The organism is Achromobacter aloeverae, from assembly GCF_004121055.1.
GTDB classification, from domain to species: domain Bacteria; phylum Pseudomonadota; class Gammaproteobacteria; order Burkholderiales; family Burkholderiaceae_B; genus Bordetella_C; species Bordetella_C aloeverae.
The window spans coordinates 88,958-105,583 of record NZ_PYAL01000005.1 but is presented as its reverse complement, the minus strand read 5'-3'; the positions used below and the strand labels follow the sequence as shown (position 1 = coordinate 105,583).

Sequence of the window (16,626 nt, the reverse complement as noted above, 5' to 3'; positions counted from 1 at the left end):
GGGTGCGTGGCGGGAAACAGGTCATGGCGGCGAAACGACAATGCCACGGGCGCCTGCCAACGCTGCGCAAGTTCCCGCATGGCCGCGCGGCCATGCCGGCGCCTGGACACCGCGCCTGGACACCTCATGGCAACTCTGCAAACATAGGCCGGGTCGGAGCCCGCCCGGGCTTGCGGAAACACGGACGCATCCGACAGATACGGAGCGATCCATGTGGCAGGAAGACCGATACCGGCGCATACGCAACATCGTGGCCACCTTGCACAGCGTGACCACGGACCGCATCGTCGAGGAACTGGGCGTGTCGCGCGAGACCGTGCGGCGTGATCTCATCGAGCTGGAAGCACAGGGCGCCTTGCGGCGGACGCACGGCGGCGTGGTATCGCTTGATCCCGCGTCAGCGGCCGCGGGCGCGCGAGGCGCCGCCGGACGCCATGAACGGTTGATCGCACGCGCGGCCGCGGCGCGCGTGCAGCCGGGACAGACGGTGTTCATCGAGGCGGGCGAAATGGCACTTTACGTGGCCGATGCGCTGGCGGCGATCGAAGATCTGCTTATTGTCACCAATGCCTTCGTCGTGGCCTTGCGCCTGCGGGCCGCCACGCGTGAGGGCGGTGCGCAGGCAAGGCGCGTGCTAGTGCTGGGCGGCGAACTGGCGCCGCATGCCGATGCCACGCAGGGAGAGCATACCGTCGCGCAGATCCATCGCTTTCGCGCCGATGCCGCCCTGCTCTGCCCTGTCGGACTGGATGCGCGCCACGGCGCGGCACATGACGACCTGGCCAGCGCGGAAGTCGCGCGCGCGATGGCGGGCAATGCGCGCCAGGTCCTGGTGATGGCCGACGATACCCGGCTGGGGGCGACGGCGCGCGTCTCCTACTGGCCGGCAGAGCGCATCACGACGGTCTTCACCAATCGGCGTACGCAGGGCCAGGAGGGCTACGATGCGCTGGCTGCCGCCGTGGGAGAAATAGTGATCGCGTGATATCCGCAGCGAACGCAACAGGCTGCGTGCGCGCCGCCGCGCGCGTTCAGCGATTGTCGAAAATGGCCTGCAGACGCGCGGGATCCCGGGTGCGCGTCAACGCAAGCATCAGCAGCACGCGCGCCTTTTGCGGCGATAGATCGCCCGCGGCAACGAAGCCGGCCTGGTCATCGTCGATCTCGGCGCCACGGCCGACGTAGCCGCTACCCGTGCGGCTGGCTCGCACGACCGCCACGCCCTGCGCGGCCGCGCGCTTGAGCGCGTCGATCGCGGCATCCGTCGCGTTGCCGTCCCCCACGCCGGCGAGCACCAGGCCGTCGTACAAGGCCGCCAGCGCATCGACCACGTCCGCCTGCAAATCCGCGTGCGCATGCACGATGGCCACGCGCGGCCATTGCGCGGCCGGGCCCAGGGTATCCAACGGATAGCGTTCAGGCGCGGGCTGCGCGGGGCCGTGGAACAGGGGGTCCACGCCGACCATCACGCCGACGCGGCCGCCATTGGGCGAAGCAAAGGCGTTGATGCCGCTGGCGGCAACTTTCTGTACGTCGCGCGCGGCGTGGATGTCGCCATTCATGACCACCAGCGGCCCGCGTCCCTTCGCCAGGCGATGGCGCGCCAACGCCACGGCCGCATACAGGTTGGCGGGTCCGTCCGGGCTCAGCGCGGTGGCGGGCCGCATGGCGCCGACCAGCACCAGCGGTTTGCGCGCGGGCGCTGTAAGGCCGAGGAAAAAAGCGGTTTCCTCCAGCGTGTCGGTGCCATGCGTGATGACGATGCCTTGCACCTCGTCATCGGCATCCAACATGTCGACGCGCGCCGCCAGCGCCTGCCACACGGCGTGTGTCATGTTCTGGCTGCCCACATTGGCAACCTGTTCCGTGCGCAGGCGCGCCAGGCCGGCGAGCTGCGGCACGGAGGCCATGAGCTGCTCGACCGAGATGCTGCCGGCCACGTAGGACGAGGCCGTGGCGGCAGCCTGCACGCCAGCGATGGTGCCGCCCGTGGCGAGCACGGCGATCAAGGGCTGGGAATCATCGCTGCTTGCGGTCCGCGCGGACAGGTGGGGCTGTGTGGACATGCTCAGGCCTCGTCGAGGACGCCGGACATCCCCTGCTTTTCAAGCAGCGCATTCAGATGATCCCAGCCGTGGAAATCGATCACGATCTGTCCACGCTCGCGCGCGCCGATCTTCAACGCGACACGCGTGCCGAGGAAATCGGACAAGGCTTCCTCCAGCCGCGTGACGTCGCGTGAAACGCCGGCTTTCTTCTTGCGTTCGACGGGCTCCGCCGCCATGCCGGCCGCGGTCACGAGCTTTTCCGCCTCGCGCACCGACAGGCGCTTGGCGACGATCAGGTTGGCCAGCTGTATCTGCGTCGCCGCATCGACGGCCAGCAAGGCGCGCGCATGTCCCATGTCCACGTCGCCGGCCAGCAGCATGGTCTGTACCGGCGCGGCGAGATTGAGCAGGCGCAGCAGGTTGCTGGTGGCCGACCGCGAACGACCGATCGCCTGGGCCGCCTGTTCGTGCGTCAGCCCGAACTCGTCCAGCAGGCGACGCACGCCTTGCGCTTCTTCCAACGGATTGAGGTCTTCGCGCTGGATGTTCTCGATCAACGCCATCACCGCGGCGTTTTCGTCGGCCACATCGCGCACGAGGACGGGCACTTCCTTCAACCCGGCCAATTGGGCGGCGCGGAAGCGGCGCTCGCCGGCGATGATTTCATACTCGCCAGGCAGGTCCGGCAGGGCCCGCACCAGGATGGGCTGCATGATGCCTTGCGTGCGGATCGAATCCGCCAGCTCGGTCAGCGCACCTTCGTCCATGCGCGTGCGGGGCTGGTACTTGCCGGCGCGCATCCGCGTGACCGGCAATACCGAGGGAGGGCCCTCTTCCTTGACTTCCTTCTTGCCCAAGGTCTCGATGGCCGGCGCGTCGGCGCCCAGTAGAGCATCGAGCCCGCGCCCCAAGCCTTTAGGTTTTTTTGTCGCCATATAGCTATCCTTGCGAAGCTGGTTACTCTTGCGGTGCTTGCGGCGCGCGATACCAATAACGGTAGCGCTCGGCGAACCCCATCGCGCCATACAGTTTGCGCGCGGCCTCATTACCCGATTCGACCTGCAGGTAGGCGTGGCGTGCGCCATGCGTCACGCCTTGCGCCAGCAGGTGCTCCACCAGCGCACGGCCGTAGCCCCGACGCCGCGCCTCGGGGACCACGACGACGTCGAACACGCCCACCAGGCCGCCATCCATTACCGCCAGGCCAGCGCCGACGATGCGGCCGTCGGCGTCGCGCGCGAGTACGCGCGCGCTGGGCACGGCGATGTCGGACAGGCGCTGTCGATGCTCGCGCACATGCTCGGCGCCATAGTCGCGCAAGGCGCCGGTGACCTCGGCGAACTGCTCGGGCGTGCCGGTCTCGTAGCGCAGCACCGGCGCCGTCGAAGGCCGGGACGCGGGCAGTTCGACCGCCATGACCAGCGTTTCATCGATGCGCGCGTAACCGCGCTGCGCCAGGCGTGCATCCAGCCCGGCATCCGCGCATGCCGAATTGATGCGGAAAATCAGGGGTCGTCCGACACGCTGATAATGCGCCCGGCAGAAAGCCAGCTTTTCCTCGATATCGATCAACGGCGCGGCGATGGGATTGATGCTGCGCGCGCGGCGCGCCTTGGCGTTGGCCCAACGCATGAGCCAGCCGTCATAGAGCATCTGTTCGCGAACCACGGTCGCGTTCAGCGCGGCTTCTTCCATGCGCGCGGTGAGCGGATCGCGAGTGGCCACGGCCATATCGGCATCGATCGTTTGCATAGGGGTCAACTGGAAAGTGTCTTGACGCGTTCTATCATCTCCGCGCCGAACGAGATATAGGCTTGCGCGCCGCGCGATGCGCGGTCATAGACCACACCGGGCAGGCCATGGCTGGGCGCTTCGGCCAGGCGCACGTTGCGCGGCACGATGGTCGAGAACACCTTGTCGCCGAAGTGCGCCTCCAGCTGCGCGGACACTTGCTGCTGCAGGGTCATGCGCGCGTCGAACATCACGCGCAGCAAGCCGATGACGCGCAGTTCGGGATTGATGTTGCGATGCACGCGCTTGATCGTGTTGACGAGATCGGACAGGCCTTCCAGCGCGAAGTATTCGCACTGCATGGGAATGATGACGCCATGCGCCGCGGCCAGCCCGTTCAGGGTCAGCAGGGACAAGGTGGGCGGGCAGTCGATGAGGACGAAGTCGTAGTCATCGGCGACCGTGTCGATCGCGGCCTTGAGCTGGCGTTCGCGCTCTTCCATCTGGACAAGGTCGATCTCGGCGCCCGCCAACTCTCGGTTGGCCGGCAACACGTCGTAGCCGCCGACCTCCGAGCGCACGCGGGCATTGGCGATCGTGGTGTCGCCGATCAGCACTTGATAGAGATTGGATTCGAGCGAACTCTTGTCGATGCCGCTCCCCATGGTGGCGTTCCCCTGCGGATCGAGATCGACCAGCAGCACACGCCTGCCATGCGTGGCCAGGCCGGCGGCCAGGTTGATGGCGGTCGTGGTCTTGCCGACACCGCCCTTCTGATTCGCAATGCAAAATACCCGCGCGGGTTTGTTGGGGGGAGTAGTGCTCATGGGGTTCCTAGGCTGCCGCTCGCGCGGCGCATCCAGATAAGGCAGCGCTGCGCATCGAGTTCCGGCACCGCGATGGGCTGGATGTCCTCGATGCGCCATGCACCTTGCAACTGCAGCTCGCCGATCTCATCGTCCGGCTTTTTTCCCTTCAAGGCGACGAGGGTACCATCGTCGGCCACATGACGTCCGGCAAGGTCGGCGAAGTCGCGCAAGGAAGCGAATGCGCGAGACGTGACGACATCGCAGGCCGCCGGTTCCAGTTGCTCGACGCGCGCATGCACGGCCTGCAAATTGGACAGGCCGAGCACGCCGCTCATCTGGCGTACGAAGGCGGTTTTCTTCTCGACGGCGTCCACGCAGCTGATACGCCAGGCCGGCCGCATGATGGCCAGAATGACGCCTGGCAGGCCGGCGCCCGCGCCGATGTCATAGAGCTTGCCATTGGCGGGCATGGCGCGGTCCAGCGGCGCGACAACGGCCAAGCTGTCGAAAACGTGGTGCACGAGCATCTGCTCGGGATCGCGCAAGGCGGTCAGGTTGTACGTGCGGTTCCACCGTTGCAGCTGCGCGAGATAGTCCAGGAGCTGCCGGACCTGGAGATCGCTGACGTCCAGATCCAGTTCTGCGCAGCACGCGCGCACGCGCGCGGCCGGATCCGTGGCCGAAGGCCTGGCCGGCGCCGAGGCGCCGCGCGCGGCCGCGTTCAAAGATGCCGCTCCGGGCGTCCGGACGGGGCTCATGCGGCGTGCTTGCGCGAGCCGTAATGCAGGCGCTTGAGGTGTATCAGCAGCAAGGAGATCGCCGCCGGCGTGACGCCGGAAATGCGAGCGGCCTGGCCGATGTTTTCGGGACGGTGCGTCTTCAGCTTCTGCCTGACTTCGAACGAGAGGCTGGTGACGGCGTCGTAGTCGATGTCGGCGGGTATCGGCTGCTGCTCGTGGGTCAGGTGCTTTTGCACCTCGTCCTGCTGGCGAGCGATGTAGCCGGCGTATTTGACCTGGATCTCGATTTGCTGCGCGACCTCGGTGTCCTCGACGCCGGGACCGGCGAGCAGGCTGCCGTCGGTGTTGCGGGCGTCCATCAGCTGCCGATAGGACACGCTCGGCCGCTTCAGAAGATCTGATAGTGAGTACTCACGTTCAATGGCTTGCCCCAGCAAGGGTGTGGCGACATCGGCCGGGAATATGCGCGGGTTGACCCAGGTAGACCGCAAGCGCTGTATTTCAGCTTCGACTGCATCGCGTTTGCGGTTGAACGCGTCCCAACGGGTATCGTCCACCAGCCCCAGGCGTCGGCCTGTCTCGGTGAGCCGCAAGTCCGCATTGTCTTCGCGCAAGCTGAGCCGGTACTCGGCGCGCGAAGTAAACATGCGATAGGGCTCGGTGACGCCACGGGTAATGAGATCGTCCGCCAATACCCCCAGATAGGCCTCGTCGCGGCGCGGGGTCCAGGGTTCCTTCCCCAGTGCGGCCAGCGCCGCGTTTACGCCGGCCAGCAAGCCTTGCGCGCCCGCCTCTTCATAGCCGGTCGTACCGTTGATCTGGCCCGCGAAGTACAACCCGGATATCGCGCGGATCTCCAGGGTCGACTTCAGTCCACGTGGATCGAAGTAGTCATATTCAATGGCGTAGCCTGGGCGAAGAATGTGCGCGTTTTCCAGGCCGGGCAGGGAGTGGATCAGGTCCAGCTGGACATCGAAAGGCAGGCTGGTCGACACGCCGTTGGGGTAGACCTCGTGCGTGTCCAAGCCTTCCGGTTCCAGGAAGACCTGGTGACTGGCCTTGTCGGCGAAGCGATGAATCTTGTCTTCGATCGACGGGCAATAGCGAGGTCCAATACCTTCGATGACGCCGCTGTACATGGGCGAACGATCGAGGCCGCCGCGAATGATGTCGTGGGTCCTGCTGTTGGTATGGGTGATCCAGCAAGGCAGTTGCCGCGGGTGCATGGCCGCGGATCCCATGAACGAGAAAACAGGGATGGGATCCAGGTCCCCCGGCTGCTCTTCCAGGACGCTGTAGTCGATGGTGCGGCCATCGATGCGAGGCGGGGTGCCCGTTTTCAACCGGCCTTGCGGCAGCTTCAGTTCCTTCAGCCGTTGGCCTAGGGATATGGCCGGCGGATCGCCGGCGCGGCCCGCCGAATAGTTCTGCAGGCCGACGTGGATCAAGCCATTGAGAAAGGTGCCCGCGGTCAGCACGACCTTGCGCGCGAAGAACTTCAAGCCGATCTGGGTTACGGCGCCGGTGACCCGGTCGCCTTCCACCATAAGGTCATCCACGGCTTGCTGGAACAGCCAGAGATTCGGCTGATTTTCCAGGCGGGTACGGATGGCCTTACGGTAAAGGACCCGGTCGGCCTGCGCGCGGGTGGCTCTGACGGCAGGTCCCTTGGAACCGTTCAGGATGCGGAATTGGATACCCGCTTCGTCCGTGGCGATCGCCATGGCGCCGCCGAGTGCGTCAATCTCCTTGACCAGGTGTCCCTTGCCTATCCCACCGATGGAGGGATTGCAGGACATTTGCCCCAGGGTCTCGATATTGTGGGTGAGCAGCAGCGTCTTGGCGCCAGCACGGGCGGATGCCAAGGCGGCTTCCGTTCCGGCATGGCCGCCGCCCACCACAATCACGTCGAACTCACGCGGATAATCCATTTTGCAAATCAGATAAAGAGCTGTAGGGGAGGATTATAAATTCGTGGCGGCGGCCTTGCTACGTTTCACGTGAAACAGTGGATGGATGTCTAAGGCTGGGGGGCTAACACCGCCATCCCTGCCCCTCCCCCGCCTTGCCGCCGCCGCGGACAAGGCAAGAAAGGGATTGATCACCCGGGTCACGCGGATACTGCGCCTTGCGTAACGGCAACACAGCGAGGACCGAATGCACCGGTCGGAGGCAGCGCGGTCCTCAGTGCTGCTCAATGTCCTGCGGCATACCGCCCTCCTCTCCCGCAGGTCCACTGATATATGCGAGCTGACAACGTCCTACCCCTTCTCGACGGAGGTGTGGCGTCCTATCGGTGTGTCTGAACGCGGTATGGCTGATCACGTTCCCGCTACCCGCTAGACGCAAGACCATGTCAGTGCCGCTACCGTCGTCACCGGAACGCCCCGTATGGACACATACGCGGACACTACGAACTTTGCCTACACATAACGCATGATGTCCTAACGCGCTCGCATGCCCATGCGTCGTTAGGCCATGGATTTCTGAGGCTTCGCGCGGTCAGGGGGCCGCCCGCCCACGAAGTCGCCGTAGTGACAGAGCCAAGGGAGGTGTTTCACGTGGAACAACCGGCTGCTCAAACCATGCCGGATCGATCGGGATTGAACTGAAGCTCACCCAACGCCGCTCAGCTAACCGGGATGCCCACCCCTCAACCACCGCCGTAAATGCGACGGCCCGGGTCTCCCTACACGACGGCGATGCGAAGGATAGATTCTAGCCGCGCTGGAGTCCGCTATCCAGCCATCGGCAGCATATTCCACGCTGCGAGCACCCTCATGTTGCAGCCCACCGACACGTTCCTGGCCGTCGGCCGAGATTCTCGCGCTAACCAAGACCTATGCCCAGCACCTGGCCGCCACACGGATGAGGACACGGGCCCGCATGGTGCGAGCGGTGCGCCATTCCCACACGCGGGAACGCGGCGACACTCGTTCTATCCATAACTAGAACAGGTCCTCTAACTAGAGTTGATGTTTCACGTGAAACATCGGCCGCCGCGGCCATCCGGGGCCTTCGCGCCAAAGGATTCCCTATACTCCCGAGATGGCTTCCGCGCTTGCGACCGGAGTGGTACCCCGCCCGGCGCGTCCGCTGTCCCACCCGGCGACCGACTATCAATGTTCCACGTGAAACAAGGCTGAGAGATGTCCTAAGCCAAAGGACCGATCCGCTGTAGCGCAAAACCAAACGCCGCCCTGAATCCGTGATGTCCCCTCCTCCATCACGGGCAATGACGGACTCAGCGGAGCAAGCGCCATCCCAGTGCCATGAATAGTCCCCACGGCTATTCTGAGAAATCACGCGACATCTTCACCCAGTATCCTCTGGCCTGGGGATGCAGACACGCGAGCGCGGACAGCATTCATTGATGAAGCAAAGAAGTGCGCCATCGCCCCAGAGCAAATCAAGACTGGGGACAAAGTAATCCACAGCCTGGACCCATACAACGGAGCCAACTCGCGCAGCGTCCGGGAAGCCGTACAAGCCTGGGGATAGTTTTGTGAATAACGTAAGGCCGCCTCCAAGCTCATGCCCTGGGCAGGCCTCGAGTGGGGCCCATGCAAATGGGAAAAAATGCCAACTCAGCGGCAAAAACCGGCGCTGTTTTACAAAATTCCCTATAAAGATTACCCATCCGACCCCGAACGGCTATCCGCGAACGCCACGCGGCGCCCCCTGATAAGCGTGCTCAAGCTGTGTATAACTGCATCCGGGGATATCTCTCAGGCGGCCAGTTTCCGATCCGCAACGGCGTCCGAATCCTGGCGCTTATCCATCGAACTCCCACAGTTACTCACATAGTTATGCACATAATCAAGGCCGCGAACACAGGGCAATGAAAAACGCCCCGGACCAAAAGGCCTCGGGGCGTTTGTTGCCGGCTGACCCGGCGCGGGTAACGGATTACCCGGGTTAGAGCGGACGGATCTCCGCCGCCTGGGGCCCCTTCGGGCCTTCCTTGACTTCAAATTCGACGTCCTGGCCTTCATTCAGGCTACGGTAGCCGCGGCCTTGAATTGCCGAGAAGTGGGCGAACACGTCCGTGCCACCCTCATCGGGCGTGATGAAACCATAGCCCTTGTCAGCGTTGAACCACTTCACTTTGCCCTTCATATACTCACTTCCTCTAGAAACACGGTACGGTAGGCGGTGTTATTCAAAAATGCGCTTTTTCCAACCGCAAGCGGCCATGCTTACTCTATTGCCCGCCGTGTCTCAGGGGTGGACCGAGGTTCAGCGAAGAGATAATGACGCCCGGCATGAATATCACTGCTGATCGAGCATACTCAGACGCCCCCGACACGGACAACGTGCTGTTTACCCTTATGTGGCTTTTTTTCAACCAGCCCCCGCGGCGCGCGCCATGAGCGGCGACGGCCGCCTATCTCCTGGCATCGTGTCGCGACATCCCACATAGGCCTGGCAATGGTGGGATACTTCATGCCACACGTCACAACCCCCAACCGACACACCATGATCCGATCCAAGTTGCCCGACGTGGGCACCACCATTTTCACCGTCATGAGCCGCCTGGCCGTCGAACATAAGGCGGTCAACCTGGGACAAGGCTTTCCGGACTTCAATCCCGATCCGCGCCTGCTCAAGCTGGTCGACAAGGCCATGGCCGACGGCCACAACCAGTATCCCTACATGCCGGGCGTGGCTTCGCTGCGCGAAGCCATCGCGACCAAGACCAAGGCGCTGTACGGCCACGCCTACGACCCCGAAACGGAAATCACGGTCACCAGTGGCGCAACCGAGGCCTTGATGGCCACGGTCATGGCCGCCGTGGGTCCCGGCGACGAAGTCATCGTCATCGAGCCCTGCTTCGATTCCTACCTGCCCGCGATCCGCCTGGCGGGAGCGACGGCCGTTCCGGTTCCGCTACGCGCGCCGACCGGGACAGATCCGTACTACCGTATCGACTGGCAGCGTGTTCGAGACGCCATCACGCCGAAAAGCCGGCTGCTGATGTTGAACTTCCCGCACAACCCTACCGGCGCCATCCTGGACGAAAGCGACCTGGATGCCCTCGAAAAAATCGTGCGAGACACGGGCATCCTGCTGGTATCCGACGAAGTCTATGAACACATCGTGTTCGACGGAAAGCCCCACGCCAGCCTCGCGCGCCGTCCCCTGCTGGCCGAACATACCTTCGTCATCTCATCCTTCGGCAAGACGTATCACACCACCGGCTGGAAAATCGGCTATTGCTGCGCGCCGCGCCAGCTCAGCCTCGAACTGCGCAAAGTGCACCAGTTCATGGTTTTCACCGTCTCGTCCCCCATGCAGTTCGCCCTGGCCGAATTCATGAAAGACCCGCAGCCGTACATGGACCTGCCGGCGTTCTACCAGGCCAAGCGGGACCGTCTTAGCGAAGGACTGGCCAAGACGCGCTTCAAACCCCTGCCCAGCCCCGGCACGTTTTTCCTCATGGCGGACTACTCGGCCATCTCGGACCTGCCCGAGGCGGACTTTTCCCGGTGGCTGACCGTGGATCATGGGGTAACGGTTATCCCCATCTCCGCGTTCTATCAACGGCCGGACGCGCCCGAATCCAATCACCGCCTGGTCCGCTTCTGTTTCGCGAAGCGGGATGAGACGCTGGACGCGGCCCTGGAAAAACTGCAGCGCGTTTGAACGTACAAAGTACGCGGTCGGCCACCAGATCGCGCACGGGTGTGGATAACCCCCAACCTGAAAGGCCCCTTCAAGGCACGCTATGGCCCTGAAGGGGCTTTTTCTTGCCGAGGACCATGGGCCGGGTCCAGGTTACGCACCAAAAGGGCAGGCAAGGGTTAGGCCCTCGCGCTGCCCTTTTCTTCGCCCAGGTGTCAAGAAGAGACCAATGCCTGCGGGTCCGTGCCGTTGGCATTGGATATCCCGGGATAAACAAGCCATCGGATGGCGACTTGGTCCGCGCATCCTTGTCCCCGGAGTTCCGCTTCCTAAGTTGTTCACCTATCTCTTCTATATATAAAGACTAATGATGGATAAGGTCTGTGGATAACTGCATCAACTACGGAAACGTTCGGGATTTCAGAAACTTACGGACGTTTTTGCTTGTGCAGCGCTTCTGTTTGGCGTGTGAACGGTAGTTGAGCAACTTTTCGGTTCGACATCGAAAGCGGTATTTATGCCTGTACCGTCCACATGCTGTGCACATGTAGGCGACTTAGTGCTTATCCACAGGACTTCACGCATTCCTTGCCTTTGCTGTACAGCCATCCTGCGGGATGGCGCTGCGTTCGTGGATAAGGGCGCTGCGTCGCGCGGCGGATCAGCCCAATTTGCACGGGCCGAGCCCGTTTTTTCGTCGATTCTGTGGATAAAAGAGCAAACGCCCCCTCTGGCTACGCAAAAATGCGCATTCAGTACGCAGGGTCAGGACATGGCTGGCGATTTCCCTGCCTCCTGATAGCTGGCTAACGCCCAGGGACCTGGTTATCCACGCTTTGGCGCGATTTGGTCGCCGAGGGTGTACCTCGGGCGTCCGGGTGGCTTCGCCATCACGCTGTGGGACGGGAAATACGTTTGCGGGTGAACAGGAGCGTTGGTGGAAGACATCACATGTCTCCGGCAGGCCTTATATGTCCCCAAAATTCTGTTGAACCTACTGTTCTCACGGGGTGGGGTGGGCGGTGGCCGAGGGGAAAGAATGTTTTCACACCTTCTTTTCTATATAAAAAGAATGATTATGGTGGGTGTCTGTGGATAACTGCATCAACAGCAGAAAGGGTTTGAATTTCAGTGGCTTACGTGGCTTTTCAGATGTGGAGGAAGTCTGTTTCCGGCGCTGGGCAAAGTTGAGCAACTTTTCGGGACGGCCCTGAAAGCGGGTTTTGTCCAGATTCGTTCCACACGGTGTGCACAAGTCCGCCGCTTAGAGGTTATCCACAGCACTTTTGCTCGCGCCGGTGATGGCTGTCCCCTTCGAGTGCCTCATCCGGGCACCCAATCCGTCATGCGGTCCGACTATTAGTCGATTTTTTGGATAAATCTTTTTCGATAGCTAGGGTTTATCCTAGATTCGGTGAAGCGCACAATGCAGTCCATAGAGCGACGGTCCAGCAGGCGCGCGGTGGGTACCGCCCCCTGGACCGGCTTAACCGGACTGGAGTTTGAAATGAAGATCCTAGCTAGCGCTGTTGCTGTTTCCCTGGCCCTGATTGCCGGCGCCGCCCACGCGGGCACCCCGATCGGCGATGTCGACAATGTTCCTTTCGAAGGCGTCTATGGCCAAGCCGATGAAGGTGCGAGCCGCGCTCAAGTGCAGGCTGAGCTCGAGCAGGCCAAGGCTGCCGGCATCGACATGAAGGGCGATATCGACAATGCGGTTTTCCAACAAGGCGTGAAGGTCAGCGAAGGTGACGACAGCGGACGCACCGAATTCGCCTGATACGCACAAATCACAGGCAAGGACGGCGCACAAATAGAACTCGATGACGCCGTGCAGGCTCAAGCCCCGCGAAATGCGGGGCTTTTTTTCTGCCCGGTTTGGGGATAAGCCTGGGGAAAAGCCTGGGGGCAGGCTGAGGGTATGCTGTGGAAACCTGCGGAACATCCTTGGGGACAAGGTGTGGGAAAGCCTGTGAAAACCCTGTGGAGTCCCTGGGGGAAACTGCCTGGAAAACGTGGAAAACCACGCGTATGAAAAGACCGCCCGCGACGTTTTTCCCAGGGAAGAAAGCCGCGCGGACGAATAGCGGCGCCCACAAGCGCCAACCTGGAACCGCCATTCCTGGAAAGCGCGTTTCTGGAAGCTAGAAACGCACCTGGTCTTCCGCGGTGAGCGGCGCTTGCAGATCCCGTTCGTCCATCTCCCAGATGACCAGGCGCGGCGGCGTCTGCTTCCAGGCGGCGCTCTTGAAATACGCCTGCGCGGCGCCGCCGAACTTGCCGCCGTCACGCGCGAAATTCCCCACGGCGATGCCGAGCGCCTGGGACAGTTGCGGCACGAACGCCGACGTGCGCGAAAAGGACGTACCGATCAGCGCGAGGGTCGGCAGGCCGCTGTCGCCGAACAGGTCGTCGGCGCTGGCAGCCGGCGCGGCGGCGGCTGCCTCCACGGTCCAGGTATGTTGTTCAACGATCTCGCCAGGCGGTTGCAAACGGGCGGGGAGCCAATCGACCCCGGCGAGGCGTACCAGGTCACCGGGCCGCGGCGCCGGCGGCAAGGCCGTGACGCGATAGCGCTGGGGCGGCTGCAAGGGCACCCCGCTACGCTTCACCTGATCGGCGACAACGTTCGCCGCGGCTCCCGCCCCTGCTTCGGTCCAGTGCGTGTCGGTTCGGTAATAGGCGTCCTGTCCCAGCCCGGACAGCGCCGCGCCTAGATCCAGCGTCTGCACGCCCTGCCCTTGCAGGGTCTGGACCCACCGCGCCAGGCGGCCCTCGAACGCGGCCGGCCGGTGCAGGCCGCACAGGCGCGCGGCTTCGATGCGGCTTTTATCGGGAACCACCGCGACCAGCAGCTTGATGTCCCGCTTGGCGAGCGCCTGCCCCAGCTGGACCACGATGTCGGCGCGCGACTTTTCGTTGGCCTCGGCGTCGGCATGCACCTGCAATTCATCGCCCAGGAACAGCCATCCCGGGCAGCCGCGCCGTACGCGTTCCCCGAGGTCGCGCAGCGTCAGCCATCCAAGCCCTCGCTGGAGCCGGGCCGCCTCGCTGCTGAAGTCCATGTCCGCAAGGCGCAAGGACATGTCGTGGGTCACGCCGCCGTCGAGAATGCGATGGGTAGAGAGATCGTCGGGCAGGAAGGTGTGATCTCCCGTCCACGTCCACCAGGCATTGCTGATGACGGCGGCGCCCATGAAGGCCACCAGCACCACGCCCGCGAGACGGGACGTACGCCGGTTCAACATGCTGGGATTGGCGGTGGGCGGTTGTTCGGGACGAGTATTCATCGTGTCCGCCTCAGAACTGGAAATAGAGGAAAGGCACGGCGCCGCGCGCGGCGATCAGCGCGTACGCCAGCAGGAAGCCCGCCACGGGCCACAGCGCGCTCCAGAAGACCCGCAGGCGCGTCGGGGGTCGCGATGACCACCACGGCTGGAGCGCCGGCAATACGACGCACAATACCCCCAGCGCCGCCGCCAGGCCATGCGCGGGGCGCAGCACGTACGACAGGGAATCGCCCAGCGCGATGCCGTTAAGGCCGAACTGGCCGCGATACATGGCCAGGGCGGCGTGGAAATTCGCGGCCCGGAAAATCGTCCAGGCGAGCATGACGAAAAGCAGCGTGAGGACGCGTGACAGCCATGATGGAACGACGGGCAGGCCGTTGCCGCTCCATGCCCGCGCCACCGCCAGCGCGACGCCGTGCGCCAGGCCCCAAAGCAGGAAGTTCCAGCTTTCGCCGCCATGCCACAGTCCGGCGATGCCCATGGTCACCAGCAGATTGCGATAGGTCTTCCACACCCCGCCACGATTGCCGCCCATGGGGATGTAGAGGTAGTCGCGGATCCAGCTCGACAGCGACAGGTGCCAGCGGCGCCAGAAGTCCTGGATGCTGCGCGCGAGATAGGGATGATTGAAGTTCTCGGGAAGGTGAAAACCCATCATCAGGCCCAGGCCTATCGCCATCGCGCTGTAGCCGGCGAAATCGAAGAACAGTTGCAGCGTGTAGGCGCCGCACCCTATCCACGCATCGGCCAGCGATGGCTGATGCAGCGCGAATGCGGCATCGACCACGGGCGCCAGCGTGTCGGCGACCAGCACTTTCATGCTCATGCCGACCATGAATCGGCGCGCGCCCAGGCAGAAGTTCTCCCAGTCCATCGTGCGGTGGGCCATTTCCTTGTCGACCCAGGCCCAACGAATGATGGGGCCCGCGATGAGCTGTCCGAACATCGCCTTGTACGCGGCGAAGTCGATGAAGCTGCGTTCGGCGCGGACGTCCTTGCGGTAGACGTCGACCAGGTAGGACACGGCTTGCAGCACGAAGAAGGACAGGCCCGCCGGCAGGGCCACGCGTTCCCAGGCCAGTGGCATGGCGCCCCGCATGGCGATGAGGTCGTTGAAGGTGGAGACCAGGATGTTGGCGTACTTGTACCAGCACAGCACGCCGGCATTGGCTGCCAGCAGCAGCACCAGCAGCCCTTTGCGCCCTCGGCCCGCGCGTGATTGCTCGATCAGCAGGCCGCCGCCCCAGGCCACCACCGTTACCGAAACGAGCAGCAGCAGGTAGATGGGCTTGAGCCAACTGTAGAAAAGCCAGCTGCCGACCAGGAGCACGAAGTTGCGCGCGCGTTGCGGCGCCAGGGCGTATACGACGAGGAACGCCGGCAGGAACAGCGTCAGGAATTCCAGGGAGGCGAAGACCATTGCTCGATTATTTTTCTGTCAATGTGACGGTTGGTCCCACCGCGCGATAGCGGAGGAAGGGAAGGCAGGATTAGAATCGGCGCCATGATGCGCCAGCCGATATTCTTCCAACGGATTCTTGCCGCGATATGCCGCACGCTGGGGTTCGCGATACTGGGCCTGCTGTCTTGCCAGGCCATGGCGCAACGCGTGGCCATTACCTTCGACGATGGCCTGGATCCCCGCATCGAGCCTCGCGCCGCGCAGTGGAACGCCTATCTGCTGGAGACGCTGGCCAAGCATCGCGTCCGCGCGATGATCTTTCCGGCCGGCATATTCGTCGACAGTCCGGAAGGATTGGCGCTGGTGCGCGCCTGGGGCGCGGCTGGCCACGGCATCGGTGACCACACCTATACCCATCGCGGATTCCTGGATGACACGACGCCCGAGGCCTTCATGCAGGACGTGCTGCGCGACCAGGCCTTGGTGAACACGATGCCGGGCTGGTGCCCGCGCCTGCGCCTGCCCTATCTCAACGAAGGCAGCACGCCTGAACGGCGCAACCGGCTTTACAACCTGCTGGCGCAACACGGTTATGGCGTGGCGCCCGTCACGATCACCATCGACGACTGGAACTACAGCGAACGCTTCATTGCCGCGGCCAACAAGAATCCCAAGCTGGACGTCGATCAATACCGCAAGCCTTATCTCGATCGCTTGTGGCAGGAAGTGCGGAAACAGCAGGCGCAATGGCAGCAGCGCCTGGGCCGCAGTCCGGTGCAGGTGTTGCTGCTGCATACCAATGGCCTGAATACCATCGTGCTGCCGGATATCCTGGCCATGTTCGAAAGGAACGGCTGGACGTTCGCCGATCCTGCCGAGGCCTTTACCGACCCCATCTACCAGCGTCCTTACACCATTGCTGACGGGACGCAGCACGCGCTGCCGATACCCGCTTGCCGGTGACGCGCCCCGAAAGGCGGC

13 protein-coding genes and 1 pseudogene are annotated in these 16,626 nt (G+C 63.4%); 4 read left to right on the top strand and 10 right to left on the bottom strand.

What is annotated here, in order from left to right; genetic code table 11:
* Positions 1-20: 20 nt before the first annotated feature.
* Positions 21-80: pseudogene (locus tag C7R54_RS29260) on the bottom strand (hypothetical protein); the annotation flags it as partial.
* Positions 81-211: 131 nt separating this feature from the next.
* Between C7R54_RS29260 and C7R54_RS17185 the strand changes: the two are divergent.
* A complete protein-coding gene (locus C7R54_RS17185) occupies positions 212-985 on the top strand; it encodes a DeoR/GlpR family DNA-binding transcription regulator (protein WP_129151674.1) in 774 nt (257 codons plus the stop codon).
* 46 nt (positions 986-1,031) lie between these two features.
* Here the strand turns inward: C7R54_RS17185 and C7R54_RS17180 are convergent, their stop codons facing one another.
* From C7R54_RS17180 to C7R54_RS17150, 7 genes are all read right to left on the bottom strand, one after another.
* A complete protein-coding gene (locus C7R54_RS17180; RefSeq protein ID WP_129151673.1) occupies positions 1,032-2,066 on the bottom strand; it encodes an asparaginase in 1,035 nt (344 codons plus the stop codon).
* A gap of 2 nt (positions 2,067-2,068) precedes the next feature.
* Positions 2,069-2,983, bottom strand: a complete 915-nt coding sequence (locus C7R54_RS17175) for a ParB/RepB/Spo0J family partition protein (RefSeq protein ID WP_129151672.1) — start codon at positions 2,981-2,983, stop codon at positions 2,069-2,071.
* Between the two features lie 22 nt (positions 2,984-3,005).
* On the bottom strand, positions 3,006-3,800 hold the full coding sequence (locus tag C7R54_RS17170; RefSeq protein WP_129151671.1) for a GNAT family N-acetyltransferase: 795 nt from the start codon (positions 3,798-3,800) through the stop codon (positions 3,006-3,008).
* A 5-nt stretch (positions 3,801-3,805) separates the two neighbouring features.
* Positions 3,806-4,606 carry a ParA family protein gene (locus C7R54_RS17165; protein WP_129151670.1) on the bottom strand — a complete coding sequence of 267 codons (801 nt, stop codon included), beginning with the start codon at positions 4,604-4,606 and terminating at the stop codon, positions 3,806-3,808.
* Complete coding sequence (gene rsmG, locus C7R54_RS17160) at positions 4,603-5,313, bottom strand: 16S rRNA (guanine(527)-N(7))-methyltransferase RsmG (protein ID WP_377815512.1); 711 nt, start codon at positions 5,311-5,313, stop codon at positions 4,603-4,605. The genes C7R54_RS17165 and rsmG overlap by 4 nt, the downstream gene beginning before the upstream one ends.
* Positions 5,314-5,342: 29 nt before the next feature.
* A complete protein-coding gene (mnmG, locus tag C7R54_RS17155; RefSeq protein ID WP_129151668.1) occupies positions 5,343-7,259 on the bottom strand; it encodes a tRNA uridine-5-carboxymethylaminomethyl(34) synthesis enzyme MnmG in 1,917 nt (638 codons plus the stop codon).
* A 1,987-nt stretch (positions 7,260-9,246) separates the two neighbouring features.
* Complete coding sequence (locus tag C7R54_RS17150; RefSeq protein ID WP_129151667.1) at positions 9,247-9,447, bottom strand: cold-shock protein; 201 nt, start codon at positions 9,445-9,447, stop codon at positions 9,247-9,249.
* A gap of 360 nt (positions 9,448-9,807) precedes the next feature.
* Here C7R54_RS17150 and C7R54_RS17145 point away from each other — a divergent pair, with 360 nt between their 5' ends.
* Both C7R54_RS17145 and C7R54_RS17140 read left to right on the top strand, forming a co-directional pair.
* Positions 9,808-10,974, top strand: coding sequence for a pyridoxal phosphate-dependent aminotransferase (locus C7R54_RS17145; protein ID WP_129151666.1), 1,167 nt, complete (start codon positions 9,808-9,810; stop codon positions 10,972-10,974).
* Positions 10,975-12,460: 1,486 nt separating this feature from the next.
* A complete protein-coding gene (locus C7R54_RS17140; RefSeq protein ID WP_158021236.1) occupies positions 12,461-12,733 on the top strand; it encodes a DUF4148 domain-containing protein in 273 nt (90 codons plus the stop codon).
* Positions 12,734-13,097: 364 nt separating this feature from the next.
* Here C7R54_RS17140 and C7R54_RS17135 read toward each other — a convergent pair whose 3' ends face one another.
* Entirely contained in the window at positions 13,098-14,243 is a 1,146-nt protein-coding gene (locus tag C7R54_RS17135; protein WP_129151664.1) for an alginate O-acetyltransferase AlgX-related protein, read from the bottom strand.
* Positions 14,244-14,253: 10 nt separating this feature from the next.
* Complete coding sequence (locus C7R54_RS17130; protein WP_129151663.1) at positions 14,254-15,663, bottom strand: MBOAT family O-acyltransferase; 1,410 nt, start codon at positions 15,661-15,663, stop codon at positions 14,254-14,256.
* An 84-nt stretch (positions 15,664-15,747) separates the two neighbouring features.
* On the opposite strand from C7R54_RS17130, the gene C7R54_RS17125 reads away from it, so the two are divergent.
* On the top strand, positions 15,748-16,608 hold the full coding sequence (locus C7R54_RS17125) for a polysaccharide deacetylase family protein (protein WP_129151662.1): 861 nt from the start codon (positions 15,748-15,750) through the stop codon (positions 16,606-16,608).
* Positions 16,609-16,626 lie beyond the last annotated feature (18 nt).